This is a genomic window from Variovorax sp. PMC12 (assembly GCF_003019815.1).
Lineage (GTDB): Bacteria > Pseudomonadota > Gammaproteobacteria > Burkholderiales > Burkholderiaceae_C > Variovorax.
Genome location: NZ_CP027773.1, coordinates 4,833,860 through 4,858,204, shown reverse-complemented (window position 1 = coordinate 4,858,204; position 24,345 = coordinate 4,833,860). Strand labels below are relative to the sequence as shown.

At 68.6% G+C, this 24,345-nt stretch carries 21 protein-coding genes; 3 read left to right on the top strand and 18 right to left on the bottom strand.

All coding sequences use genetic code 11. From position 1 onward, the window contains the following. Positions 1-37: 37 nt before the first annotated feature. Positions 38-607: a TetR/AcrR family transcriptional regulator gene (locus C4F17_RS22610; RefSeq protein ID WP_106936735.1), complete on the top strand. Its 570-nt coding sequence runs from the start codon at positions 38-40 to the stop codon at positions 605-607. Here the strand turns inward: C4F17_RS22610 and C4F17_RS22605 are convergent. The 5 genes from C4F17_RS22605 to C4F17_RS22585 all read right to left on the bottom strand — a co-directional run bounded on the left by C4F17_RS22605 (position 594) and on the right by C4F17_RS22585 (position 6,195). After that, positions 594-1,574, bottom strand: coding sequence for a Bug family tripartite tricarboxylate transporter substrate binding protein (locus C4F17_RS22605; protein ID WP_106936734.1), 981 nt, complete (start codon positions 1,572-1,574; stop codon positions 594-596). The two genes, C4F17_RS22610 and C4F17_RS22605, sit on opposite strands and share 14 nt — an antisense overlap. A 140-nt stretch (positions 1,575-1,714) precedes the next feature. Continuing rightward, a complete protein-coding gene (locus C4F17_RS22600; protein WP_106936733.1) occupies positions 1,715-2,755 on the bottom strand; it encodes a histone deacetylase family protein in 1,041 nt (346 codons plus the stop codon). 40 nt (positions 2,756-2,795) lie between these two features. Then, a complete protein-coding gene (locus C4F17_RS22595; RefSeq protein ID WP_106936732.1) occupies positions 2,796-3,845 on the bottom strand; it encodes an ornithine cyclodeaminase in 1,050 nt (349 codons plus the stop codon). Between the two features lie 143 nt (positions 3,846-3,988). Beyond that, positions 3,989-5,197 (bottom strand): amidohydrolase, encoded by a 1,209-nt coding sequence (locus C4F17_RS22590; protein WP_106937663.1) that lies wholly within the window; start codon positions 5,195-5,197, stop codon positions 3,989-3,991. An 11-nt stretch (positions 5,198-5,208) separates the two neighbouring features. Further along, positions 5,209-6,195, bottom strand: coding sequence for a Bug family tripartite tricarboxylate transporter substrate binding protein (locus tag C4F17_RS22585; protein WP_106936731.1), 987 nt, complete (start codon positions 6,193-6,195; stop codon positions 5,209-5,211). Between the two features lie 112 nt (positions 6,196-6,307). Between C4F17_RS22585 and C4F17_RS22580 the strand changes: the two genes are divergently transcribed. Next, positions 6,308-7,267: a LysR family transcriptional regulator gene (locus tag C4F17_RS22580; RefSeq protein WP_106936730.1), complete on the top strand. Its 960-nt coding sequence runs from the start codon at positions 6,308-6,310 to the stop codon at positions 7,265-7,267. Between the two features lie 10 nt (positions 7,268-7,277). Here C4F17_RS22580 and uvrA read toward each other — a convergent pair whose 3' ends face one another. Next, positions 7,278-13,130: an excinuclease ABC subunit UvrA gene (uvrA, locus tag C4F17_RS22575; RefSeq protein WP_106936729.1), complete on the bottom strand. Its 5,853-nt coding sequence runs from the start codon at positions 13,128-13,130 to the stop codon at positions 7,278-7,280. A 187-nt stretch (positions 13,131-13,317) separates the two neighbouring features. Here uvrA and C4F17_RS22570 point away from each other — a divergent pair, with 187 nt between their 5' ends. After that, positions 13,318-14,430 (top strand): ABC transporter substrate-binding protein, encoded by a 1,113-nt coding sequence (locus tag C4F17_RS22570; protein WP_106936728.1) that lies wholly within the window; start codon positions 13,318-13,320, stop codon positions 14,428-14,430. Between the two features lie 18 nt (positions 14,431-14,448). On the opposite strand, the gene C4F17_RS33180 is transcribed toward C4F17_RS22570, so the two are convergent. From C4F17_RS33180 to C4F17_RS22515, 12 genes are all read right to left on the bottom strand, one after another. Continuing rightward, positions 14,449-14,598, bottom strand: coding sequence for a hypothetical protein (locus tag C4F17_RS33180; RefSeq protein ID WP_199851880.1), 150 nt, complete (start codon positions 14,596-14,598; stop codon positions 14,449-14,451). Positions 14,599-14,722: 124 nt separating this feature from the next. After that, positions 14,723-16,417 carry an MFS transporter gene (locus tag C4F17_RS22565; protein ID WP_106936727.1) on the bottom strand — a complete coding sequence of 565 codons (1,695 nt, stop codon included), beginning with the start codon at positions 16,415-16,417 and terminating at the stop codon, positions 14,723-14,725. Between the two features lie 182 nt (positions 16,418-16,599). Next, positions 16,600-17,247 (bottom strand): 2-hydroxychromene-2-carboxylate isomerase, encoded by a 648-nt coding sequence (locus tag C4F17_RS22560; RefSeq protein ID WP_106936726.1) that lies wholly within the window; start codon positions 17,245-17,247, stop codon positions 16,600-16,602. Next, complete coding sequence (locus tag C4F17_RS22555; RefSeq protein ID WP_081269663.1) at positions 17,244-17,501, bottom strand: DUF1289 domain-containing protein; 258 nt, start codon at positions 17,499-17,501, stop codon at positions 17,244-17,246. Before C4F17_RS22555 ends, C4F17_RS22560 begins: the two co-directional genes overlap by 4 nt. Beyond that, positions 17,498-17,986, bottom strand: coding sequence for a YbaK/EbsC family protein (locus C4F17_RS22550; RefSeq protein WP_081269662.1), 489 nt, complete (start codon positions 17,984-17,986; stop codon positions 17,498-17,500). The genes C4F17_RS22555 and C4F17_RS22550 overlap by 4 nt, the downstream gene beginning before the upstream one ends. Positions 17,987-18,000: 14 nt before the next feature. Then, positions 18,001-18,642: a homoserine/homoserine lactone efflux protein gene (gene rhtB, locus C4F17_RS22545; RefSeq protein WP_081269661.1), complete on the bottom strand. Its 642-nt coding sequence runs from the start codon at positions 18,640-18,642 to the stop codon at positions 18,001-18,003. Positions 18,643-18,645: 3 nt separating this feature from the next. Then, positions 18,646-19,566, bottom strand: a complete 921-nt coding sequence (locus C4F17_RS22540; protein WP_106936725.1) for a hydroxymethylglutaryl-CoA lyase — start codon at positions 19,564-19,566, stop codon at positions 18,646-18,648. Between the two features lie 137 nt (positions 19,567-19,703). Continuing rightward, entirely contained in the window at positions 19,704-20,873 is a 1,170-nt protein-coding gene (locus C4F17_RS22535) for an acyl-CoA dehydrogenase family protein (protein ID WP_106936724.1), read from the bottom strand. Continuing rightward, on the bottom strand, positions 20,870-22,093 hold the full coding sequence (locus tag C4F17_RS22530) for a CaiB/BaiF CoA transferase family protein (RefSeq protein WP_106936723.1): 1,224 nt from the start codon (positions 22,091-22,093) through the stop codon (positions 20,870-20,872). The genes C4F17_RS22535 and C4F17_RS22530 overlap by 4 nt, the downstream gene beginning before the upstream one ends. A 52-nt stretch (positions 22,094-22,145) precedes the next feature. Then, on the bottom strand, positions 22,146-23,165 hold the full coding sequence (locus C4F17_RS22525) for a Bug family tripartite tricarboxylate transporter substrate binding protein (protein WP_106936722.1): 1,020 nt from the start codon (positions 23,163-23,165) through the stop codon (positions 22,146-22,148). Positions 23,166-23,191: 26 nt separating this feature from the next. After that, entirely contained in the window at positions 23,192-23,581 is a 390-nt protein-coding gene (locus tag C4F17_RS22520; protein ID WP_106936721.1) for a cupin domain-containing protein, read from the bottom strand. Continuing rightward, positions 23,578-24,327: an IclR family transcriptional regulator gene (locus C4F17_RS22515; RefSeq protein ID WP_106936720.1), complete on the bottom strand. Its 750-nt coding sequence runs from the start codon at positions 24,325-24,327 to the stop codon at positions 23,578-23,580. Before C4F17_RS22515 ends, C4F17_RS22520 begins: the two co-directional genes overlap by 4 nt. Positions 24,328-24,345 lie beyond the last annotated feature (18 nt).

Below are 24,345 nucleotides of genomic sequence, written 5' to 3'. Positions count from 1 at the left end.
TCTTCTAAAGCAAATATCTTTGCGTTAAAGTCCGTACATGAACGACGTCACCCTCCCCAACAAGCGTCCCGGCGGCCGCAGCGCGCAGGTGCAGGCGCAGGTGCGTACCGCGCTGGAAGAACTGGTGGCCGAGCAGGGCCGCGAGCGCGTCACCGTGCCGGCCGTGGCGGAGCGCGCGGGCGTCAGCGCGTCCAGCATCTACCGCCGCTGGGGCGACCTGCAGGGCCTGCTGGCCGAAACGGCCACCCATCGGCTGGACCCGAACCGCCCGCTGCCGGACACCGGCACCCTGCGCCAGGACCTGGAAGCCTGGGCGCGCGAACTCATCGAGCACCTGGCCAAGCCGTGCAATACCTCATTGCTGAAAGCCGCGGCCGCGCTGGCCAACAGCGATTCGGACACCGACTGCCTGCGCAACCGCCGCAGGGAAGCGCTGACGCTGGTGGAGCAGGCGCATGCGCGCGGCGAGCGCGCGCCCGAGCCGCAGCAGGTGATCGATCACCTGATTGCGCCGATCGTGTTCAGGCTGGTGTTCGGGAGTGAGCCGGTGAAGCCGGAGCTGGCGGCGCGGCTGGTGGACGAGCTGTTTGCGATCAGTTCGTCTTGACTTCCTTCGCCAACCCCAGCTTCTCGATCACCGCCTTCTCCCGCACCACCGTGTCCTGCGCGAACTTGGTGTACGTGGCCGAGCTCATGTAGTTCGGCAGCATGTCGTAGCGGCCCAGCGACGCCACGTAGCTGGGTTCTTCCATCGCCTGCTTGAAGGCGTCGTGCAGCTTCTTCACCACCTCGGACGGCGTGCCCTTGGGCGCGCCGATGCCGAAGGGCGAGTTCTGCACCACGTCGTAGCCCAGTTCCTTCAGCGTAGGCGCGTCGGGGAACTTGGCCAGGCGCTTCTCGCCCCAGGTGTTGAGCACGCGCAGCTTGCCGGCTTCCACCTGCGGCGCGAAGCCCGTGCTGTCGGCGGCAGCCATCAGCTGGCCGCTGACCACCGCCAGCATCAGGTCGGCGCTGCCCTTGTAGGGCACGTGCTGCAGCTCGATGCCGGCCTTCTGCGCGACGATTTCGGTGGTCAGGTGCGGGCTGGTCAGCGTGCCGGTGGAGCCGTAGGTGAGCTTGCCGGGGTTGGCCTTGGCGTAGGCGACGAAGTCGGCCCAGGTCTTGAAGGGGCTGTCGGCCGGCACCACGATGCCGAAGGCATAGCCGGTGACGTTCAGCACATAGGTGATGTCCTTCAGCGGGTCCCAGTTGATCTTGGTGGTGTAGCCCAGGCGGAACACGCCCAGCGGGATCTGCGCGACGGTGTAGCCGTCGGGCTGCGCGGTCTGCAGCGCCTGCGCGGGCAGCGTGCCGCCGGCGCCGGGCTTGTTGTCGATGATCACCGGCTGGCCGAGGATCTTGCTCGCGTTGTCGGCAAGCTGGCGCATGGTGATGTCGGTCGGGCCGCCCGCCGGAAAGGCGATGACCAGCTTGACCGGCTTGGTGGGAAAGCCCTGTGCGAAAGCCGCCAGAGGAGAAACGAGGCCGCACGCGGCGAGCGTAGCGGCACAGAGGAATGATGAACGGCGGAGCATGGCTGACTGGATCCTGACTTGGAAAAGCGCCGATTGGGCCTTGCCCGGTGCGCGAAGGCAATCGGGACTGCCCTGATTTCCCGCCTGGCGAGGGGTGAATCGGGCGATCCGAGTCGCCTGCGCGTCAGCCAGCCGGCTGGCTACGCCTGCCCGAAGCCTTCGAGCACGTTCACCGCGTTCACGCCCACCTCGGCCACCGCATAGCCGCCCTCGAACACGAACACGGTCGGCAGGCCGGCGCGTGCCAGGTCCTCGCCCATGCGCAGGTAGTCGTCGCTCTTCAGCTTGAAGCCGGAGATGGGGTCGCCCTCGAAGGTGTCGACGCCGAGCGAGACCACGAGCGCGCCGGCCTTCACTTCGGCGATGCGCCCGAGCGCGGCCTTCAGCGCCGCGCGCCACGCCGTGAAATCGGTGCCCCGCGGCAGCGGCAGGTTGTGGTTGAAGCCCTCGCCCCTGCCCGCGCCGCGCTCGTCGGCATGGCCCAGGTAGTACGGGTAGTCGGTCAGCGGATCGCCATGCAGGCTGGCGAAGTGCACGTCGTCGCGCTCGTAGAAGATGGCCTGCGTGCCGTTGCCGTGGTGGTAGTCCACGTCGAGCACCGCCACGCGCCCCACGCCCGCATCGCGCAGCGCCTGCGCGGCGACGGCGGCGTTGTTGATGAAGCAATAGCCGCCGAAGAAATCGGCGCCCGCATGGTGGCCCGGCGGGCGCGTGAGGGCAAAGGCCGCGCGCTCGCCGCCGATGACGCGCCGCGCCGCAGTCCACGCACAGGCGGCGCCATGCCGCGCCGCCGCCCAACTGCCGGCCATCAGCGGCGTGCCGGAGTCGAACGAGAACAGCCCCATGCGCGCCGGAAAGCTCTTGGGCAGCACGTCGGTGCGCATGCCGCGCGTGGGCCAGTACGACGGCAGCGCATCGCGCGACGCGTTGGCCGGGTCCAGCGCCACCCACTCGTCCCAGGCATGCGCGATGAAGTCCAAATAGCGCGGCGCATGCACCCTGGCCAGCAGCGATTCGTCGAACGCATCGGGCGCCTGCAGCGGGCCGAGGCCGCGGCGATCCAGTTCATGCTTCACATGGTCGACGCGTGCGGGCACCTCGAAGCACGGCACGAGTTCGCCGCGGAACATCTCGACTTTGCCCTGGTGGAGAACGTGCTGGTCGTTGTAGATGGTGAGCATGGATGAAGAAGAGCGGCATCTGCGGTGGTGAAGCCGCCCATCATGCCGCACGCCGCAGCACCGCCCGGCGCCGGCCAGAGGCCGTGAGGCCGAACAGGTCCTTCGGGTCGTCCAGCTCGGGCACCAGCGCAATCTGCTGGCCGATGCCGCGCTCGGTGGCAATGCGCTGGATGTAGCGCAGCGCGGTGTAGTCCTCCAGCGCGAAGCCGACCGAATCGAACAGCGTCACCTGCCCCGGACTCTCGCGGCCGGGCACTTCGCCCAGCAGCACGCGCCACAGCTCGTGCACCGGGAAGTCGGCCGCCAGCTGCTGGATCTCGCCCTCCACGCGGGTCTGCGGCTCGTACTCGACGAACACGCGCGCCAGCCGCAGCACGTCGGGGTGCAGCTCGGTCTTGCCGGGCGAGTCGCCGCCCACGGCGTTGATGTGCATGCCGGGCTCGATCATGTCGGGCGTGAGCACGGTCGCGCGTCCCTGGTAGGCGGTGGCGGTGGTGACGATGTCGGCGCCGCGCACGGCATCGGCCACGGAGCGCGCACGCACGATCTCCAGCGGCGTGCAGGCCGAGAGATGGCGCACCAGCTTGTCGGTGGCGTGCGGGTCGGTGTCGAACACGCGCACCTGCTCGATGCCCAGCAGCGCATGGAAGGCCAGTGCCTGGAACTCGCTCTGCGAGCCGTTGCCGATCAGCGCGAGGCTGCGCGAGTCGGGCCGCGCCAGCGCCTTCGCGGCCATTGCCGAGGTGGCGGCCGTGCGCAGCGCGGTGGTGAGCGTGAGTTCCGACAGCAGCATGGGGTAGCCCGTGTCGACCTCGGCCAGCACGCCGAAGGCCATGACCGTCGGCAGCCCGACCTGCGTGTTGTGGGGATGCCCGTTGACGTACTTGAAGGCATAGGCGCCGTCGTCGGCCACCGGCATCAGCTCGATCACGCCGAGGTGCGAATGGCTGGCCACGCGCGCCTTCTTGTCGAACTCGCGCCACCGCAGGAAGTCGTCGCGCAATGCGTCGGCCAGGGCCTCGAGGAATTGCGGAACGCCGGTCTCGTCCACCAGGCGGACCAGGCTGTGAACATCGATGAAGCGGGTCATGACATGGCTCCTTGCGTGGCCCGCGGCACGGCGCTTCACCCCTTCACATGGTCTCCACCATGGCTGATTCAGGATGCGCCTGCGCCAAGGGTTGAAGCCATTGTGCGCCGCTTTCCACGACCTTGGCGAGGCCCCCGAAAGGCCTATGCGTTCAGATGGAACGGCGCGTTGGCGAACAGCTGCACGCCGTGCAGCAGCGCGTCTTCATCGAAGTCGAAATTCGGATGGTGATGCGGATGCACGATGCCCTTGGCCGCGCTGCGCGCACCGATGAACACATAGGCGCCCGGCGCATGCTTCAGGAAGGCGCCGAAGTCCTCGCTGTTCGGCAGCGGCCGGATCGGCTGCAGCGCCGCCGTGGAAACGCCCTGGCGCACCACCTCGCGCATGCGTTCGGCCACGGCCGGGTCGTTGACCACCGGGCTGTAGCCGCGGACGTATTCCAGGTCGCAGGAGGCGCCGTGCGCGCCCGCCACACCGTTGGCGATGCGTTCGACCAGGGCCGGTACCAGTTCGCGCACATGCTCGCTGAAACAGCGCACCGAGCCCCACAGCTCCACCGTGTCCGGAATCACGTTGAAGGCGCTGCCGCCTTCGAAGCGGGTGATCGACAGGATCAGCGCCTCGTGCGGATCGGCGTTGCGCGAGACCACGGCCTGCAGGTTGCCGACGATCTGGGCGCCGATCATGATCGGATCGATGCAGCGGTCGGGGTTGGCCGCATGGCCGCCGCGCCCGCGCAGGCGCAGCACGAAGCGGTCGGAGCTGGCCAGCGCCGGGCCGTCGAGCACGGCGATGCTGCCGGTGTCCAGCGTCGACATGACGTGCGCCGAGATCACCTGGTCTACGCCCCGCATCACGCCCGCGTCCACCATCTGCTGGGCGCCGCCCGGATGCTGTTCCTCGGCATGCTGGAAGAAGAAGCGCACCTCGCCCGGCACCTGCGCGCGCAGGCCGGCCAGGATGCGCGCCGCGCCGAGCAGCATCGCAGCGTGGCCGTCGTGGCCGCAGGCGTGCATGACGTCGGGCCTCGTCGAGGCATAGTCGCAGCGCTTGCGATCCTGCAGCGGCAGCGCATCGACGTCCGCGCGCATCGCCAGCGTGCGGCCTTTCCTGCCGCCGGCCAGCCGCGCGAGCAGGCTGGTCGGCGTGGGACGGCTCACTTCCAGGCCCTTGATGGCAGTGAGCTCGCGTTCGAGGAAGTTGGCGGTATCCACCTCCTTGAACGAGAGTTCGGGGTGGCGGTGCATGTGGCGCCGCCATGCGACGACCTCGGCATGCTGGCGCTGCGACTGCGATTCGATGGTCTCGGCGATGCCGGCGAGCGAGAACCGCGTGCTGAATACGTTCATGGTGCCGTCGCTCACTCGGGACTGATGCCCGCAGCCTGCATGATGCGGCGGTTGCGCGCCAGCCCGCTTTCGATCTGCGAGCGGAAGGCGTCGGCAGAACCGCCGACCGGGTCCGCGTCCATCTCGTTCAGGCGCGCGATCAGCGCCGGATCGCGCAACGCGGCCACCGCGGCCTCGTGCAGCCTCTTCTGGATGGCGGCCGGCGTCTTCGCCGGCGCCACCAGGCCGAACCAGGTCATCGCGAGCTGGTTGAGATCCGGCTGGCCGAGTTCCTTGAGCGTGGGCACGGAAGGCAACGCCTGCAGCCGCTTCGAGGCGCCCACGGCGAAAGGCAACAGCTTGCCGCTCTTGATATGCGGGGCCGACGAGGGGTACTGGTCGATCGACACCTGGGTCTCGCCCGCCAGCGCGGCCGTCATGGCCGGCCCCATTCCGCGGTACGGGACGTGGCGCAGCCTGAACTTGAGGTCGGCATTCATCGCCTCGATCAGCAGGTGGCTGATGGAACCGGGGCCCGACGAGCCGATGTTGTAGATGTCGGGCCTGGCGCGCACCTCGGCCACCACCTGCTCGAAACTGCGCCCCGGGAACGAAGGATGCACCATGAGGACCGTGGGCACGGTCGCCAGCATGGTGATCGGCGCGAGGTCCTTCAGCGGATCGACGCGGTTGGCCTTCAGCATGACCGGATTGACCGTCAGCGTGCTCACGGTGCCGATGCCCAGGGTGTAGCCGTCCGCTTCGGCGCGGGCCACTGCTTCCGAGCCGATCATCCCGCCACCGCCCGCCCGGTTGTCCACGACCACCGGCTGGCCCAGCGTGGACTGCATCTTGTCCGCCACCAGGCGGGCCACGATGTCGGTGGAGCCGCCGGGCGCAAACGGCACGATCAGCTTGACCGGGCGCTGGGGATAGCTGTCCTGCGCCGCGGCCGGAAGCGCGAGCTGGCCCAGCAGGGCAGCCGGGATGGCGGCAAACCGGCGGCGTGAGAGTTTCATGGGTTGGTGATCCGTGTATGCCGAAAGTTGTCGGATTATGTTGACGCCCATGATCGGCATCCAATAAATTCGCGGCCCTTCGTATAAGCAAATCCAATATCCCGGAGCCCGCATGCACGCCGCGACACCAGCCTCCTCCGTCCTCTATTCCCGGCTGGTCACGAAGGGACGCTTGCGGCACCTGCAGCTCCTGGTGTCGGTCGCAGATTCGGGCAGCGTGCGGCGCGCGGCCGAACAAATAGGTATCAGCCAGCCGGCGGCGACGCAGGCCTTGGCCGACATCGAGTTCCTGCTCGGCACCCCTCTGTTCGACCGTCACGTGCGCGGCATGCGGCTCACACCCGCGGGCCACGCCATGGTGCCGATGGCGCGCAACACGCTGAGCGCCTTGCGCGCATCCGCTGACACGGTGCATGCGCTGGCGGAAGGCGCCGGCGGCGTGCTGCGCGTGGGCGCGATCACCGCCGGCGTCGGTGGCCTGCTGTGCCGGGTGCTGCCCGCGTTTGCAACGCGGCACCCGTCATTGCGCATCGAGGTGCTGGAGGCGCCCGGCGACCAACTGCTGGCCGACGTGATGTCGGGCCGCGTCGACATGGCGCTGTGCCGCCGGCCGCCCGAACTGCCCGCGCCCTGCACCTTCGAGATGCTCGCGCCGGACGCCCCCTGGATCGTGGCGGGTCGCCGTCATCCGCTCGTGCGCAATGCCCGGCCGACGCTGGCCGATCTGCGCGCCGCGCGCTGGATGGAGCCTGTCCGGGGCATCGGCGTGCGCAGCGTCTTCGATGCGCTGTTCGACACGCCCGATGCACCGAAGCCCCAGCTTCACCCGATCTCCAGCACCTCGCTGCCGCTGGTGCTCGAGTTGCTGCGCAACCACCGCGTGCTGACGCTGGTGCCGCGCAGCATCATCGCGCCCTTCGTGGAGTGGGGCGTGGTCGCCCGAGTAGCCTACGAACTCGGCGGCGAGTTCGAGGGCCTGGGCGTGCTGCAGGGTTCGGACAGCGACAGGCCGGCGGTGGCCGCCTGCCTGGAGGCATTGCGCGAGGCCGCCGGCTGGGAGGCCCCCGCCTGAGCGGCGGCGGTCAGCGCGCCAGCACAGGCGCCAGCGCCACCCCGGTGTGGGTACCCAGGCGCACCACTTCTTCCGGCGGCGCCGCCGCGACGATGCGCCCGCCCGCGTTGCCGCCTTCCGGCCCCAGGTCGAGGATCCAGTCGGCCTCGGCGATCAGGTCGAGGTCGTGCTCGATCACCACCACGCTGTGGCCGCCGTTCACCAGCCGGTGCAGCACGTGGATCAGCTTCTCGACGTCGGCCATGTGCAGGCCCACGGTCGGCTCGTCGAGCACGTACAGCGTGTGCGGCGGCTTCTGGCCGCGCCGGGTGATGTCGTCGCGCACCTTGCTGAGTTCGGTCACCAGCTTGATGCGCTGCGCCTCCCCGCCCGACAGCGTGGGCGAGGGCTGCCCCAGCGTGAGGTAGCCCAGGCCCACGTCCTTCAGCAGCTGCAGCGGATGCGCGATGTTGGGCATGCTCGCGAAGAACTCGACGGCCTCGTCGACTTCCATCTTCAGCACGTCGCCGATGCTCTTGCCGCGCCAGCTCACGGCCAGCGTCTCGGGGTTGAAGCGCGCGCCGTGGCAGACCTCGCAGGGCACTTTCACGTCGGGCAGGAAGCTCATCTCGATGGTGCGCACGCCCGCGCCCTCGCAGCCAGGGCAGCGGCCTTCGCCGGTGTTGAAGCTGAAGCGCGCCGGGCCGTAGCCGCGCGCCTTGGCTTCGAGCGTGTCGGCAAAGAGCTTGCGGATGGTGTCCCAGAAGCCGATGTAGGTGGCCGGGCAGCTGCGCGGCGTCTTGCCGATGGGCGTCTGGTCGACCTCGAGCACGCGGTCGATGGTCTCGTAGCCGTCGACCTTCCTGCAGCCGGCCCATGCCGGGCGCTTGCCGGCGGCGTCGGCGTCGCGGCCCGCCTTCGTCATGCGCTGCACCACGATGCCCTGCACGTTGGCCAGCAGCACGTCGCGCGCGAGCGTCGACTTGCCCGAGCCGCTGACGCCGGTGACCACCACCAAGCGGTGCAACGGCAGCGTGGCGGTCACGTCCTGCAGGTTGTGCAGGTCGGCGCCGTGCACGGTGAGCCAATCGCCGCTCTCCTCGGCCTTCGGGTCGGGCGAGGGAATCGTGCGGCGTGCCTGCAGCGGGTGCCGGATGGCATCGCGCAGGTAGCGGCCGGTCTGCGAATCGCCGGCATTCTGGATGTCGGCCACCGAGCCTTCGGCCACGAGACGGCCGCCGCGCTTGCCCGCGCTCGGGCCGATGTCGATGATGTGGTCGGCGCGGCGGATGGTGTCTTCGTCGTGCTCCACCACCACCAGCGTGTTGCCCTTGTCGCCCAGCTTGTGCAGCGCGTTCAGCAGGATCTGGTTGTCGCGCGCATGCAGGCCGATGGTCGGCTCGTCGAGCACGTAGCACACACCCTGCAGGTTGCTGCCCAGCTGCGCCGCCAGGCGGATGCGCTGCGCCTCGCCGCCGGAGAGCGTGGGCGCGCCGCGGTCGAGCGTGAGGTAGCCCAGGCCCACTTCTTCGAGGAACTCGAGCCGGCTCTTGATCTCGGGCACCAGGTCGCGCGCGATCTCGGCTTCGCGGCCCGTGAGCGCCAGCCCTTCGAACCATTGGCGCACCTCGGTCACGCTCATGCGCGCAAGCTCGGTGATGCCGATCCCGCCCGTGCCGTCGGCCGCGGTGCCGAAGCCCACGGCGCGGGCGGTGGCGTTCAGGCGCGTGCCCTCGCAGGTCGGGCAGACCACGTCGGCCAGGTCCTCGACCTCGGGTTCGGCGAAGGTCTGCTCGCGGCCCTTGTTGTCGTCGTCGCGCACGGAGTCGTCGAACACCTTGCGCTGGTCCTTGCTGAGCTTGACGCCGGTGCCCACGCAATCGGGGCACCAGCCGTGCTTGCTGTTGTAGCTGAACAGGCGCGGATCGAGCTCGGCATAGCTGGTGCTGCACACCGGGCAGGCGCGCAGCGTGGAGAACACGTTCACGCGGCCGATGCCCGCGGCGGACACGCCCGCCATCATCGCTGCGCGCAGGCCGTCGAGCTCGCTCAGCACATGCACCACGCCCTTGCCGTGTTCGAGCGCCCTGGTCAGCGCCTCGCGCAGCTCGGTTTCCTTCGACGGCAGCACGTCGAGGCTGGCCACGGGCAGCTCGATGCTGTGTTCCTTGAAGCGGTCGATGCGCGGGAAGCCGGTGGTCGGCAGGAAGTCGCCGTCCACGCGCAGGTGCGTGAAGCCGCGCGGGCGCGCCCAGTCGGCCAGCTCGGTGTACACGCCCTTGCGGTTGCTCACCAGCGGCGCGAGCAGGCCGATGTGCTGGCCCTTGAAGTTGCGCATCAGCTGCGCGGCGATGCTGTCGGGCGTCTGCGGCTGCACGGCGGCGCCGTCGTGAATGCAGTGCTGGATGCCCAGCTTGACGTACAGCAGCCGCAGGAAGTGCCACACCTCGGTGGTAGTGCCCACCGTGCTCTTGCGGCCGCCGCGCGACAGGCGCTGCTCGATGGCCACGGTCGGCGGAATGCCGTACACCGCGTCCACCTCGGGCCGGCCGGCGGGCTGCACGATGCTGCGCGCATAGGCGTTGAGCGACTCGAGGTACCGGCGCTGGCCTTCGTTGAAGAGAATGTCGAACGCGAGCGTCGACTTGCCTGAGCCGCTCACGCCGGTCACCACGCTGAACTTGCCGCGCGGAATGTCCACGCTCAGGTTCTTCAGGTTGTGCTCGCGCGCGTTGACGATCTCGATGGCGTTGCTGCCCGGCGCCGTCTTCGCGTTGGCGATGTAGCGGCGCGCGGCGCGCTCGGCCACCTTGTAGGCATCGGGGCCGATGGCCAGCTCGTAGTCGGCCAGCGCGGCGCCGGTGAGCGAGGCGCGGTTCTCGCGCAGCTGCTCTGGCGTGCCTTCGGCCACCACCTGGCCGCCGCCTTCGCCGCCTTCGGGGCCGAGGTCGATGAGCCAGTCGCTCGCGCGGATCACGTCGAGGTTGTGCTCGATCACGATCAGCGAATGCCCCGCGTCCAGCAGCTTGCGCAGCGCGCGCATCAGCCGCGCGATGTCGTCGAAGTGCAGGCCGGTGGTCGGCTCGTCGAACAGGAACAGCGTGCCCTTGCGCGCCACCGACTGCTTGCTGGCGGTCGCGTTCTTCGCGGCCTCGGCCAGGAAGCCGGCGAGCTTCAGGCGCTGCGCCTCGCCGCCGGAAAGCGTGGGCACGGGCTGGCCCAGCTTGACGTAGTCCAGGCCCACGTCGGAGATGGGTTGCAGCACGCGCAGCACGTCGCGGTCGGCCTCGAACACCGCCGCCGCTTCCGCCACGGTGAGGTCGAGCACGTCGGCCACGTTGTAGCTCCTGCCCTTGCGCTCCACGCGCACTTCGAGGATCTCGGGGCGGTAGCGCTTGCCGTCGCAGTCGGGGCAGCGCAGGTACACGTCGGACAGGAACTGCATCTCGACGTGCTCGAAGCCCGAGCCGCCGCAGGTCGGGCAGCGCCCGTCGCCGGAGTTGAAGCTGAACTTGCTCGCGGTGTAGCCGCGCTGGCGCGACAGCGCCGCCGTCGCGAAGATTTCGCGGATGGCGTCCCACGCGCCCACGTAGCTCGCGGGGTTGGAACGCGCGGTCTTGCCGATGGGCGACTGGTCGACGAACACCACGTCGCCGAGGTGGTCGGCACCGAGCATGCGGTCGTGCGCGCCGGGCGTTTCCGTGGCCTTGCCGAAGTGGCGCATGAGCGCGGGCGCCAGCACGTCCTGTATGAGCGTGGACTTGCCCGAGCCGCTGACGCCGGTGACGCACACCAGCCGCGCCAGCGGGAACTCGACCGTCACGTCCTTCAGGTTGTGCTCGCGCACGCCTTCGAGGATGAGCCGGTGCGTGTTCTCGCTCACCAGCCGCTTGAAGCCCATGCCGATCTTCTTGCGACCGCCCAGGTACTGGCCCGTGAGCGTGTCGGCGTCGCGCAGCTGGTCGGTGGTGCCGTCGAACACGATCTGCCCGCCGCGCGCGCCGGGGCCGGGGCCCATGTCGATCACGCGGTCGGCGGCCAGCATCACGGCCGGGTCATGCTCGACCACCACCAGCGTGTTGCCCGCGTCGCGCAGGCGCAGCATGGCTTCGGTGATGCGGTTCATGTCGCGCGGATGCAGGCCGATGCTGGGCTCGTCGAGCACGAACAGCGTGTTGACCAGCGAAGTGCCGAGCGCGGTGGTGAGGTTGATGCGCTGCACCTCGCCGCCGCTCAGCGTGCGGCTCTGGCGGTCCAGCGTGAGGTAGCCGATGCCGACGTCGTGCAGGTAGCGCAGGCGGGTGGTGATTTCTTCGAACAGCAGCTTCAGCGCCTGCGCCTCGCCCTGTCTTGCTCCTTCCCCCGCCGGGGGAAGGTCGGGATGGGGGCTCTCGGCCTCCACCACGGCCACGGCCTTTGCGGAGGCCCCGTGCCCCCACCCCTGCCCTCCCCCAGCGGGGGAGGAAGCCATGCCGTTGCCCATGCGGTCGAAGAACCTGCGCAGCCTCTCGATGGGCAACAGCATCAGGTCATGCAGGCACAGCCCCGGCAGCGCCTCCAGCTGCGCGCGCGTCCACTTCGCGCCGGTCGGCATGAAGCGCTTCCCGGGCGGCAGCACCGCGTCGGCGTCTTCCTTGCTGCCGATGCGCCAGATCAGGCTGTCGAGCTTCAGCCGTGCGCCGCTGCAGGTCGGGCACTGCGTGTAGCTGCGGTACTTGGACAAGAGCACGCGGATGTGCATCTTGTAGGCCTTGCTCTCCAGGTAGGCGAAGAAGCGGCGCACGCCGTACCACTGCTTGTTCCAGTTGCCTTCCTTGTAGTTGGGCGTGCCCTCGATCACCCAGTGCTTCTGCTCGTCGGTGAGCTTGTTCCATGGCGTGTCGCGCGGAATGCCCGCCGTCTCGGCGTGGCGCATGAGGTCGTCCTGCGCTTCTTTCCAAGCGGGCGTCTGGATGGTCTTGATGGCGCCCGCGCGCAGCGTGAGCTTGTCGTTCGGAATCACCAGGCCCAGGTCGACGCCGATCACGCGGCCGAAGCCGCGGCAGGTGTCGCAGGCGCCCACGGCCGAGTTGAACGAGAACATCGACGGGATCGGGTCGGCGTAGCGGATGTCGCTCTCGGGGCAGTGCAGGCCGGTCGAAAATTTCCACACATCGGTTGCAGCGTTTTCCTCGGCTCCCGTGGCATGCACGGTGACGCGCCCGCTGCCGCGCTTGAGCGCGACCTCGATGGCCTCCACCACGCGCGAACGCTCGGCGCTCGAGGCGCGGAAGCGGTCCGCCACCACGTCCAGCACCTTGCGCGGGCCGGTGGGCGTGGCCACTTCGCGCTCGGCCTGCACGCGCGTGAAGCCGCTGGCCGACAGCCACTGCGTGACTTCCTCCGCCGTGGTGCTCGCGGGAAGCTCGACCGGGAAGGTGACGACCAGGCGCGGGTCGCCGGCGGCGGCCGCGCGCTCGACGATCTGCGCATAGATGCTGTCGGGCGAGTCGTGCCGCACCGGCAGCGCGGTCTCGCGGTCGAACAGGTCGGCCGCGCGCGCGAACAACAGCTTCAGGTGGTCGTTCAGCTCGGTCATGGTGCCGACCGTGGAACGCGAGGAGCGCACCGGGTTGGTCTGGTCGATGGCGATGGCGGGCGGCACGCCCTCCACCTTGTCGACGGCCGGCTTGTCCATGCGGTCCAGGAACTGGCGCGCGTAGGCGGAGAAGGTCTCCACGTAGCGCCGCTGTCCTTCGGCATAGAGGGTGTCGAACACGAGGCTCGACTTGCCCGAGCCGCTGGGCCCGGTGACCACGGTCATCTCGCCGGTGCGGATGTCGAGGTCGAGGTTCTGGAGATTGTGCTGGCGCGCGCCGCGAATCCGGATGGAGCCCTGTGTCATGAATGCCTTGAGGGGTGGGGCAAACATTCTAGGGAGTGGTCCATGACGGGCTTGCGTGGTGGGTCACAAGGTCTGTGTCCGCGCAGGGGTTTGTCCGAATGGAGTTCGAGACACTTCTGGAAACAAATACGACGTTTGTTTACGCCAATTCACACACTGCTTCCCAGCCCTGTTCCGAAAGGTTTCCATGACGAAGACGCGCACGCTTTGCGCCGCAGCCCTTCTGGCTTTCAGCGCCGTCGGCGCCTCGGCCCAGCTACTGATCGGCCAGACCGCAGGCATGACAGGCTCGGTGGCCGCGAGCGTGAACGAGACCATCGGCGGGGCGCAACTGGTGATCGACGCGGTCAACGCGCAGGGCGGCATCCACGGCGAGAAGATCGAGGTGTTGCGCATGGACGACGGCTTCGACGTGAAGCGCGCCGGCGACAACGCCCGCGCGCTGATCGAGGACAGGAAAGTGCTGGCGCTGTTCATGAGCCGGGGCACGCCGCATTCGCAGGCCATCATCCCCTGGCTCGACAAGTACGACGTGGCGCTCATCGGCCCCTCGACCGGCGCGATGGTGCTGCACAAGCCGCTGCAGAAGCATGTGTTCAACGTGCGCGCCACCTACCAGCGCGAGGCGGAAAAGGCGGTGCAGCACCTGCTGACCATCGGCCTCACGCGCATTGCGGTGGTGTACGTGACCGACTCGTTCGGGCAGGACGCGCTGGAAGGCGCGATGGCAGGCTTCGCCAAGGGCGGGGCCAAGCCCACCGCGACCATTCCCGCGGACCGCGACAAGCCCGACTACAAGGCCATCGTGCCGGCCATCAAGGAGGCCAACGCGCAGGCCGTGGTGTGGATCGGCTCGGGCGTGGCCGTGGTGGACGGCATCAAGGCGCTGCGCGCGGCCGGCTCGGCGGCGCAGGTGGTCACGCTGTCGAACAACGCGTCGTCGGGCTTCATCAAGCAACTGGGCGATGCGAGCAAGGGCGTGATCGTGACGCAGGTGTTCCCTAACGAACGCTCGCTGGGCCAGCCGATGGTGAAGGAAGCGCTGACGCTGGCGCAGGCCAAGGGCCAGGCGGAGCTGTCGCCCGCCGCGCTGGAAGGCTTCGCGTCGGCCAAGGTGCTGGTGGAGGCGCTGCGCCGCGCCGGCCCCAAGCCCACGCGCGCCAAGGTGACGGCCGCGCTGGAAAGCATCAGGGGCTTCGACCTGGGCGGCGGGCTGGAGGTGAGCTACTCGCCGCAGGACCACAGCGGCATCGACTTCGCCGACCTGTCGATCATCAGCGACGGCCGCTTCAAGCGCTAGCCAGCCAGCTCCGCGAACCTACTTCGGCGCGGCGGCCGGCGCGGCTTCGTGCGTGGTCGTGTCGCCGCCGTGCTTTTCGCCAGACATGTCGACCTTGTCGCCGGCCTTGGAAATCACGAACAGGGCAAGTGCGGCAAAAGCGATGAAGCCGACGACGATCTTCCACATGGGTCTGGTCTCCTGAAAAACTGGGGGGATGAAGGGAAAGGGCTCAAGAAAAAGGCTTCATGCGGGGTGGCATGAAGCCTCTTTGTTGAACGGAGGGCGTTGCGCCCTCCTGCTTGCGGCGGAATCAGTCGTTGGCGTAGATGTCCACGTCCTTGGTCTCGCGGATGAACAGCGTGCCGATCACCAGCGTGATGCCCGCGATGATGATCGGGTACCAGAGGCCGTTGTACATGTTGCCGGTGGAAGCCACGATGGCGAACGCGGTGGTCGGCAGCAGGCCGCCGAACCAGCCGTTGCCGATGTGGTACGGCAGGCTCATCGAGGTGTAGCGGATGCGCGTGGGGAACATCTCGACCAGCATCGCGGCGATCGGGCCGTAGACCATCGTCACCAGCAGCACCAGCCAGAACAGCAGCAGCACCGTCAGCACCTTGTTCATCTTCGCGGGGTCGGCCTTGGACGGGTAGCCCGCGATCTTCAGGTCTTCGGCCACGCCCTTCTTGAAGGCGGCGATTTCCTTGGCGGAGTTCTCGTCGAACTTGAGGTTCACCACGTTGCCGATGGGCGCCTCGACGGTCTTGTCGCCGATCTTCACCACGGCCTTGGAGCCCGGCGCGCCGGCCACGTTCTCATAGCTCACCGAGTTCTGCACCAGGTAGCGCTTGGCGATGTCGCACGAGCTCTTGAAGTCGATCTCGCGGGCCACCGGGTTGCCCTGGAACGAGCAGGTCGCCGGGTCGGCCGTCACCGTCACGCCGGCGGTGGCCTGTGCGCGGGCCAGGTCGGGGTTGGCGGCTTCGGTCAGCATCTTGAAGACCGGGAAGTAGGTGACCACGGCCAGCAGGCAGCCGGCCATGATGATCGGCTTGCGGCCGATCTTGTCGGACAGCGTACCGAAGATCACGAAGAAGGGCGTGCCCAGCAGCAGTGCCGCGGCGATCATCAGGTTGGCCGTGGTCGCGTCGACCTTCAGCTGTGCCGTCAGGAAGAACAGCGCGTAGAACTGGCCCGAATACCAGACCACCGCCTGGCCGGCCGTCAGGCCCACCAGCGCCAGGATCACGATCTTCAGGTTCTTCCACTGGCCGAAGGACTCGGCCAGCGGCGCCTTCGAGGTCTTGCCCTCGGCCTTCATCTTCTGGAAGGCGGGCGACTCCGACAGCGTCAGGCGGATCCACACCGAGATGCCCAGCAGCAGGATCGACACCAGGAACGGAATGCGCCAGCCCCAGTCGTTGAACACCGCTTCGCCCAGGCCTTCTCGCACGCCCAGGATCACCAGCAGGCTCAGGAACAGGCCGAGCGTGGCCGTCGTCTGGATCCACGAGGTGTAGGCGCCGCGCTTGCCGTGCGGCGAGTGCTCGGCCACGTAGGTGGCGGCACCGCCGTACTCGCCGCCGAGCGCCAGGCCCTGCAGCATGCGCAGCGCGATCAGGATCACCGGCGCCGCGACGCCGATGGTCGCGTAGCTGGGCAGCAGGCCGACGATGAAGGTCGACAGGCCCATGATCAGGATCGTGACAAGGAAGGTGTACTTGCGCCCGATCATGTCGCCCAGGCGGCCGAACACGATGGCGCCGAACGGACGCACCAGGAAGCCGGCCGCGAACGCCAGCAGCGCGAAGATGAAGGCCGCGCCCGCATCGAGGCCGCTGAAGAACTGCTTGGCGATGATCGCGGCCAGCGAGCCGTAGAGATAGAAGTCGTACCACTCGAACACGGTGCCGAGCGACGAGGCGAAGATGACCTTCTTCTCCTCCGCTGACATGGGCCGGGGGGCCGGATGCGGCACTCCCCGCGAATCTAGTGTGGCTGCCATTTGGTCGTCTCCTGTGTGTATGCGTCCATGCGGTTCCACCGATTCCGGGGACCGTGGGGCATTCTTGGAGGCGCGACTGACCCGAGGCTTTCGCGAAACTGAATCGACGCTTACGGATTAGGGTGAAACCCGCGCCGTGCGTTTCAGCTTGTAAGAAATCGGACCCTTGCTCGGGTTTGTCCTCAGCCCTGCTTGCCGCTGCGCAGCAGGGACGGGCGCTGGTCGGCGGCGGTCCATTGCGGGCCGTCGAACCATGTGTCGCCGCTCAAGTAGGCGCGCAGCATGGCGAGCCCGTCGAAGCCCCAGAACAGGCGCCCATCGACCACGTAGGCCGGCGTGCCGAACACGCCCAGCTGCAGCGCCTCTTCGGTGTTGCGCTTGAGCAGGGCCTTGCTCTCGTCGCTGTTCGCGTCGCGCAGGGGCTCGAGCTGCGCGGTGAGCGCGGCAAGGCGGGCCGGGTCGCCCGCTTCCTCGCCGCCGCGCCACACATGGCGGAAGACGGTCTCCGCCACGAGCCGGCTGACGGTGCCGTCGTCGCCGGTCGACAGCGCGAGCCGCAGGTGCGCCAGCGGGTTGTAGGGATGCGAGGCGGGCATCTCGATCGGGATGCCGTGCGCGTGGCCCAGCCAGAGCACGTGGCGGTAGGTCCAGCTGCGCTTGGACGGAATCTCCGCCGGGCCGAGCTGGCCGTGCTGCTTGAGCAGCGCGCCCAGCAGCACCGGCTTGTAGGCCACGCTGTAGCTCAGCCCTTCGAGCGCCTCCGGCAGGTGCTCGAACGCAAGGTGCGCGTAGGGCGAGATGAAGTCGAGATAGAAGTCGATGTGCTTCATGCGGCGTGGTCTCCTGGGGCGCGCCAGATGCCGGCGAGCGCCCGCAACTCTATCGCGCGCCACACATGGCGCCGCGTCTCGTCTTCCATCTTGCTCCACCCCGCGATTTCGGGAATGGTGCGCAGGCAGCCTTCGCAGAAGCCGCTCAGGCGGTCCATGCGGCACACCGACGAGCAAGGCGAGGGCACGTCTTCGGCCATGGCCTGCACGGCCACGGCGCGCTCGGCCAGCGTCTGCGCCTCGCCGAAATTCACACCACGTCCGCCACCGGCGCGCCGGTGAGCTTCTCGAGGTCTTGCGGGCGCAGCTGGAACACCGCATGCGGGTGGCCGGCCGCGGCCCAGATTTCCTCGAAGCGGAACAGCTCGCGGTCGATCAGCACCACGGGCTTGGTCAGGTGGCCCACGGGCGACACGCCGCCGATGGTGAAGCCGGTGCGCGCCTTCACGAAGTCGGCGTCGGCGCGGCCGGTCTTGCCGATCAGCGCATCGACCTTCTTCTCGTCCACGCGCTTGTCGCCGGAGGTGATGACCAGCACCGCCGCCTCGTCGCTCTTGCGGCGGAAGATGATGCTCTTGGCGATCTGCCCGACGGAAATGCCGAGCGCGTCGGCCGCCTGCTGCGCGGTGCGGCAGGCGTCATCGAGCATGCGTGGCGAATGGGGATGGCCGGCGTCCTGCAGCACGCGGGAAACGCGCTGGACGCCTTCGGGGAGGGAGTGGAGTTCGGAGCCGCACATGGGATTCGAATCTATCAGGCGCTTCGCTTGAAGAGGAACAGGAAGGCGCCCATGCTCATGAGCACGCCGCCGAAGACGCGGTTCTGCGCGCGCCGGGCACGCACGCTGCGCAGCACGCCCTGCAGCCGCGCGGCCAGCCAGGCGTAGCCGTGCATCACGGTCACGTCGACCATCACCGTCGTGGCCAGCAGCACCAGCAGCTGCAGCCACAGCGGGCGCGTCGGCTGGATGAACTGCGGCAGCACCGCGGCCATGAAGACGATGCCCTTGGGGTTGGTCACGTTGGTGAGAAAGCCGCGCAGCACGCGCTGCGGCGCCGTGAGGTCGGGCTCGCGCGCGGCCTCGCCGCCTTCTGCACTCGCCGCCGGCGCCACGGGCGCGCGCCACTGGCGCCAGCCCAGCCACAGCAGGTAGCACGCGCCAACCACCTTGATCACCGTGAACGCGGTGGCCGAGGCGGTGAGCACCGCGCCCACGCCGAGGCCGGCCACCAGCAGGATCACCGCCAGCCCCAGCTGCAGGCCGACGATGGTCGCGGTGGTGCGCCGCACGCCGTAGCTGAGGCCGTGGCTCATGCTGAGCACGGCGCCCGAACCGGGCGACACCGCGATGACGCAACTCGCCACCAGGAATGCGAGCCAGACATTCAGGTCCATGCTTCAACCCGCCCGCTTGGTGCGGATGGCCTTGGACGCGCGCGAGTTCGGCTCGCGGCCCAGTGCCTCGCTGATGTACAAGCCCGCGTCGATCAGCCGGTCGAGGTCGATGCCGGTCTCGATGCCCATGCCGTGCAGCATGTAGACCACGTCTTCCGTCGCCACGTTGCCCGTCGCGCCCTTGGCGTAGGGGCAGCCGCCCAGCCCGGCCGAGGACGACTGGAAGTTCCACACGCCCAGCTCGAGCGCCGCCAGCGTATTGACCAGCGCCTGCCCGTAGGTGTCGTGGAAGTGCCCTGAAACGGCGTCGACATCGAAGTGCGCCAGCGTGGCTTCCATGGCCGCCTGCACCTTGCGCGGCGTGCCCACGCCGATGGTGTCGGCCACGTCCACGCGCTGCACGCCGATGCCCTTCATGAGCTGCGCGAGATGGCCGACCTTGGCCGGCGCGATCTCGCCCTCATAGGGGCAGCCCACGGTGCACGACATGGCGCCGCGCACGCGGATGCCCTTGTCGAGCGCCGCGGCCACCACGGGCGCGAAGCGCTCGATGCTCTCGGCGATCGAGCAGTTGATGTTCTTCTGGCTGAAGGCTTCGCTGGCGGCGCCGAACACCACGATCTCGTCGGGCCATTCTTCGCGCGGCGCGGCGATGGCGGCCTCGAAGCCCTTCATGTTCGGCGTGAGCACCGAGTAGCGCACGCCGGGCTGGCGGCGGATGCCGTGCATCACCTCGGCGTTGTCGGCCATCTGCGGCACCCACTTGGGCGACACGAAGCTGGTGACCTCGATCTCCTTCAGGCCCGCGTCCTGCAGGCGGTGCACGAGGCCGATCTTCACTTCGGCCGAGACCGGCTGCTTTTCGTTCTGCAGGCCGTCGCGCGGGCCGACGTCGATGATCTTGACTTGGGCGGGGAGTTTCATGGGATGTCTCTTGTATCGCGGGAGGATGGAAGACCGCCTGCGATTGTCCGACACCTGCAAATGCCCTGCTCGCCGCACGAGTCGCGGAAGGTAGCAATGCCTGCCTGCGGGGTTGCAAATGGTGCCAGCCGCGCGGCTCAGTACGACTTGGGCAGCCCCATCGCCTTCTCGGCGATGAAGTTCAGGATCATCTGCGGGCTCACCGGCGCGATGCGCGGTATGTAGCTCTCGCGCAGCAGCCGCTCCACATGGTATTCCTTGGCATAGCCCATGCCGCCGAGCGTGAGCACCGCGTTCTGGCAGGCGTCGTGCGCAGCCTCGGCCGCGAGGTACTTGGCGGCGTTGGCCTCGACGCCGCAGGGCTCTCCCGCGTCGTACAGCGTGGCGGCCTTGAGCATCATCAGGTCGGCCGCCTCCACGTTGGCCCAGGCACGCGCCAGCGGATGCGCCACGCCCTGGTTCTGGCCGATGGGCCGGCCGAACACGACCCGCTCCTGCGCGTACTGCGAGGCGATGCGCAACGCCGCGCGGCCGATGCCGATGGCTTCCGCCGCGATGAGGATGCGCTCGGGGTTGAGCCCGTGCAGGATGTATTCGAAGCCCCTGCCCTCCTCGCCGATGCGGTCTTCTTCAGGCACCGCGAGCCCGTCGATGAAGAGCATGTTGGAGTCCACCGCCGCGCGGCCGAGCTTGTGGATCTCGCGCACCTCGACCTTGCTGCGGTCCAGCGGCGTGTAGAAGAGCGTGAGGCCCTGCGTGGGTTTCTTCACCTGGTCGAGCGGCGTGGTGCGCGTGAGGATCAGCATGCGGTCGGCCACCTGCGCGGTCGAGATCCAGATCTTGCGGCCGTGCAGCAGGTAGCCGCCATCGGGCTGGCGCACCGCCTGCGTCTTGAGGCTGGTGGTGTCGAGCCCCGCATCGGGCTCGGTCACGGCGAAGCAGGCCTTCTCGGTGCCGGCGATGAGCGGCGGCAGGAAGCGCTGGCGCTGTTCCTCTGTGCCGAACACCACCACCGGGTTGAGCCCGAAGATGTTCATGTGCACCGACGACGCGCCCGACATGCCCGCGCCCGACGCACTGATGGCACGCATCATCAGCGCCGCCTCGGTGATGCCGAGGCCCGCGCCGCCCTGTGCCTCGGGCATGGCGATGCCGAGCCAGCCGCTCTCGGCCACGGCGCGGTGGAACTCGTGCGGGAACACGGCGCGGTCGTCATGGTCGCGCCAGTAGTCGGCCGGGAAGTCTTCGCACAGGCGCTCGATGGCCGCGACCAGCGAGCGCTGGTCATCGTTCAGGGAAAAATTCATTCGCTGTCTTTCGTTGGTTCCGGTTGCAGCGTGACGCCGCGCGCCAGCATGGCTTCGATGCTCTCGTCGTCGTAGCCCGCCTCGCGCAGCAGCTCCACGCTCTGCTCGCCGATGCGCGGCGCAAGGCGGCGTATGGCGGTGGGCGTGGCGCTGTAGCGGCCGACCGGCGCAAGGGTGCGGATGCGCCCTTCGCTCGGATGGTCGAACTCGGGATAGAAGCCCACGGCACGCAGGTGCGGGTCGTCGAGCAGGCTGTCGGTGCTGTGCAGGCGCGCGACCGGAATGTCGGCCGCCGCCAGCGCGGCGAACCATTCGTCGCTGGTGCGCGTGGCCATCACTTCGGCAACGAAGGCGTACACGGCGCCGATGTTCGCGGCGCGCGCGGTGTGCGTGCCGAACATGGGCGAGTCGCGCAGCTCGGGCCGGCCGATCACGTCGAAGAAGGCCTGCCAGTGCTTGTCGTTGTAGATCAGCACGCTGAGGTGCCCGTCCGAGGTCGCATAGGGCTTGCGGTGCGGCGCGAGCAGGCGCGCGTAGCCGGTGGGGCCGAGCGGCGGCTCGAAGCTGCGGCCGCCGAGGTGATCACCCATGACGAACTGCGAGAGCGCCTCGAACATCGGCACCTCCACCGCCTGGCCCTTGCCGGTGCGCTGCGCATGCAGCACGGCGGCCAGCAATGCGATGGCCGCCTGCAGACCCACGGCGCGGTCGGCCAGCGTGACGGGCGCGTAGCGCGGCTCGCCGCCGCTTTGCTGCGCGAACAGCGAGGCGATGCCGGCCGCGCCTTGAATCAGGTCGTCGTACGCGGGCTTGCCCGCGTAGGGGCCCTGCTCGCCGTAGCCGAAGGCGCCGAGGTAGACGATCTTGGGGTTGGCCGCCGCCACGGCTTCGTAGCCGAGCCCCAGTCGCGCCATCGCCTGCGGTCGCGTGTTGTAGATCAGCGCATCGCAGCCCGCCGCCAGCTTCAAGCAGGCCTCGCGGCCCTCGGGCTGCTTGAGGTCGAGCACGATGGAGCGCTTGTTGCGGTTGAGGTGCATCGCCATCGCGCCCATGCCCGCATGGCGCATCGGACCCACGGCGCGCAGGTTGTCGCCGCCGGGCGGCTCGACCTTGACGATGTCGGCGCCGAGGTCGCCGAGCGTCTGGGTGGCGTAAGGGCCCATCACCACGGCCGTGAGGTCGAGGATGCGGATGCCTTGGAGAGGTCCGGATGTACTCATGTCTTTGCGTTGGCTCCTTCCCCCTCTGGGGCGAGGGAGAAATTCAGTTCGCTCATTCGGGTTGAATGCCGGCGGCCTGGATCAGCTTCTTCCACTTCGCCAATTCAGATACCGTGAACGCCCCCAGCTCCTCCGGCGTGCTGCCGAAGGCATCGAAGCCCAGCTTCGCCACGCGCTCGCGGAAGACCGCTCCGTTCGCCATGTCCGACAGCACCTTGTTGAGCTTCAGCACGATGTCGCGCGGCGTGCCGGCCGGTGCGAACACGCCGTTCCACGAGGTGATGTCGAAGCCTTTCAGCTCCGGCGTGTCGGCCAGCGGCGGCAGCTCGGGAAAGAGCTTGGTGCGCTCCTGCGTGGTGACGGCAATCGCGCGCATCTTGCCGGCCTTCACCGTTGCCAGCCCCGCGGCGAGGTCGACCACCATCATCGACACCTGCCCGCCGATCAGGTCGGCAATCGCGGGCGGCGTGCTCTTGTAGGGCACGTGCAGCATCGGCACGCCGCTCATGCGCGACAGCGTGGCGCCGCTGACGATGCCGGTGCTGTTGCCGCTCGCGTAAGTCAGCTTGCCGGGATGCGCGCGGCCCCAGGCCAGCAGCTCGGCCACGCTCTTCACCGGCAGGTCGTTGTTCACCACCAGCATGAACGGCAGGTTGCCCATGCGGCTGACGGGCGCGAAGTCTTTCACCGGGTCGTAGGGCAGCGACTTCATCAGGCTCGGGTTGGCCGAGTGCGTGGTGTTGGTGGTCATGAACAGCGTGTAGCCATCGGGCGCCGCCTTGGCGACGTACTCGGCCGCGATGACGCCGTTTGCGCCCGCCCTGTTGTCGACGATGACCGAGCCCTTGAGCGCATCGCCGAGCATCTGCCCGGCGATGCGGGCCACCGCGTCGGTGCCGCTGCCGGCCGCGAAGGGCACGACGATGCGTATCGGCTGCTTCGGGTAGCCGCCGTCCTGCGCGAAGGCCCAGGGCGCCGCACTGGCCAGGCCCGTGGCGGCACCGATGGAAATGAAACGGCGGCGGCTTGCCACCACGACCGATTTCTCGGTCGCGTTCTTCGTTGTCTGCATTTGCTTGTCTCCGGGTTGTTGTCGCTTCAGGGCCGGATCACGCGCTCCGGCGATTCCTCGTACGGCGGGCTGTAGATCACCAGCACGCGCACCGGCTCGTCGCTCACCACCGTGAAGGTGTGCATCGCGTCGGCCGGGAAAAAGCAGCTGTCTCCAGGGTGCAGCTCCTGCCGCTGTCCGCCCACCTCGGCGACCGCGCGGCCTTCGAGCATGTAGCAGACCTGTTCGATGCCAGGGTGCGCATGCGGCAGCGCGCCCTTGCCCTTCTGGATGTGGCCGACCAGCACCTCGAGCTGCCTCGCGCCCACCGTCTCGGGGCCGATCAGCCGCTTGTTCAGCGTGCCGGTGTGGTTGGCGGGGTGGTAGCCGGCGATGTCGGCTTCCCGGACGAAGTAGCGGGCGGTGGAGGTGGTCATCGGGGGTTCTCGGTCTTGGGTTCGATGGCGAGGCAGGCGGAGCGCAGCATCGCGGCGATGTCTTCGATGCGCGGCTCCATGCGGTAGCGCGGGCCCGCGACCGAGATGGCGTAGGCCTCGCCGCCGATGCGCAGCGGCCAGGCCAGGCCGATCAGGTCCGGAATGCTTTCGCCGAGGTTGCCGTACCAGCCGCGCGCGGCGCCGCGCTGCAGCTCGGCTTCGATGGCTTCGGCGGTGGTGAGCGTGGCTTCGGTCAGCGGCGCGAGCGCCATGCCGTCCAGCAGCTTGCGGCGCGCCTCGGGTTCGAGCGTGGACAGCAGCGCGCGGCCCAGCGAGTTGGCATAGGCCGGGCGCGTTTCGCCCGACTCGGCGGAATAGCGGATGGCTTGCGGTGCGCTCAGCACCTCCAGGTACACCACCTGGCCCGCGTCGCGGAATTTGCCGAAGACCACCGTCTCGCGCGCCGCGTCGCGCAGTTCTTCCAGCGTGGCCTTCACCCGGTCGAGCACCGGGTCGTGGGCGGCGATGACCTGCGCCATCGCCAGCAGCCGGCCGGTCGGGTAGTAGCCCTGGCGACGGCCGGTTTCATACATGTAGCCCTGCTCTTCGAGGGTACGGATCAGCCCCAGGCAGCTGGACACCGGCATGTCGAGCAGCCGCGCCATTTCCGAAAGCGCCAGCGGCTGCTTCTCCCGGGCGAATAGCTCGACGATCTCGATCACCCGAAACGCAGTTTTCACAGTCATGAAAAGATTTTCATGCTT

Coding starts and splice junctions, on each gene's coding strand:
- C4F17_RS22610 (WP_106936735.1), top strand. CDS start 38: ATGAACGACGTCACCCTCCCCAACAAGCGTCCCGGCGGCCGCAGCGCG.
- C4F17_RS22605 (WP_106936734.1), bottom strand. CDS start 1,574: ATGCTCCGCCGTTCATCATTCCTCTGTGCCGCTACGCTCGCCGCGTGC.
- C4F17_RS22600 (WP_106936733.1), bottom strand. CDS start 2,755: ATGCTCACCATCTACAACGACCAGCACGTTCTCCACCAGGGCAAAGTC.
- C4F17_RS22595 (WP_106936732.1), bottom strand. CDS start 3,845: ATGACCCGCTTCATCGATGTTCACAGCCTGGTCCGCCTGGTGGACGAG.
- C4F17_RS22590 (WP_106937663.1), bottom strand. CDS start 5,197: ATGAACGTATTCAGCACGCGGTTCTCGCTCGCCGGCATCGCCGAGACC.
- C4F17_RS22585 (WP_106936731.1), bottom strand. CDS start 6,195: ATGAAACTCTCACGCCGCCGGTTTGCCGCCATCCCGGCTGCCCTGCTG.
- C4F17_RS22580 (WP_106936730.1), top strand. CDS start 6,308: ATGCACGCCGCGACACCAGCCTCCTCCGTCCTCTATTCCCGGCTGGTC.
- uvrA (WP_106936729.1), bottom strand. CDS start 13,130: ATGACACAGGGCTCCATCCGGATTCGCGGCGCGCGCCAGCACAATCTC.
- C4F17_RS22570 (WP_106936728.1), top strand. CDS start 13,318: ATGACGAAGACGCGCACGCTTTGCGCCGCAGCCCTTCTGGCTTTCAGC.
- C4F17_RS33180 (WP_199851880.1), bottom strand. CDS start 14,598: ATGTGGAAGATCGTCGTCGGCTTCATCGCTTTTGCCGCACTTGCCCTG.
- C4F17_RS22565 (WP_106936727.1), bottom strand. CDS start 16,417: ATGGCAGCCACACTAGATTCGCGGGGAGTGCCGCATCCGGCCCCCCGG.
- C4F17_RS22560 (WP_106936726.1), bottom strand. CDS start 17,247: ATGAAGCACATCGACTTCTATCTCGACTTCATCTCGCCCTACGCGCAC.
- C4F17_RS22550 (WP_081269662.1), bottom strand. CDS start 17,986: ATGTGCGGCTCCGAACTCCACTCCCTCCCCGAAGGCGTCCAGCGCGTT.
- rhtB (WP_081269661.1), bottom strand. CDS start 18,642: ATGGACCTGAATGTCTGGCTCGCATTCCTGGTGGCGAGTTGCGTCATC.
- C4F17_RS22540 (WP_106936725.1), bottom strand. CDS start 19,566: ATGAAACTCCCCGCCCAAGTCAAGATCATCGACGTCGGCCCGCGCGAC.
- C4F17_RS22535 (WP_106936724.1), bottom strand. CDS start 20,873: ATGAATTTTTCCCTGAACGATGACCAGCGCTCGCTGGTCGCGGCCATC.
- C4F17_RS22530 (WP_106936723.1), bottom strand. CDS start 22,093: ATGAGTACATCCGGACCTCTCCAAGGCATCCGCATCCTCGACCTCACG.
- C4F17_RS22525 (WP_106936722.1), bottom strand. CDS start 23,165: ATGCAGACAACGAAGAACGCGACCGAGAAATCGGTCGTGGTGGCAAGC.
- C4F17_RS22520 (WP_106936721.1), bottom strand. CDS start 23,581: ATGACCACCTCCACCGCCCGCTACTTCGTCCGGGAAGCCGACATCGCC.
- C4F17_RS22515 (WP_106936720.1), bottom strand. CDS start 24,327: ATGACTGTGAAAACTGCGTTTCGGGTGATCGAGATCGTCGAGCTATTC.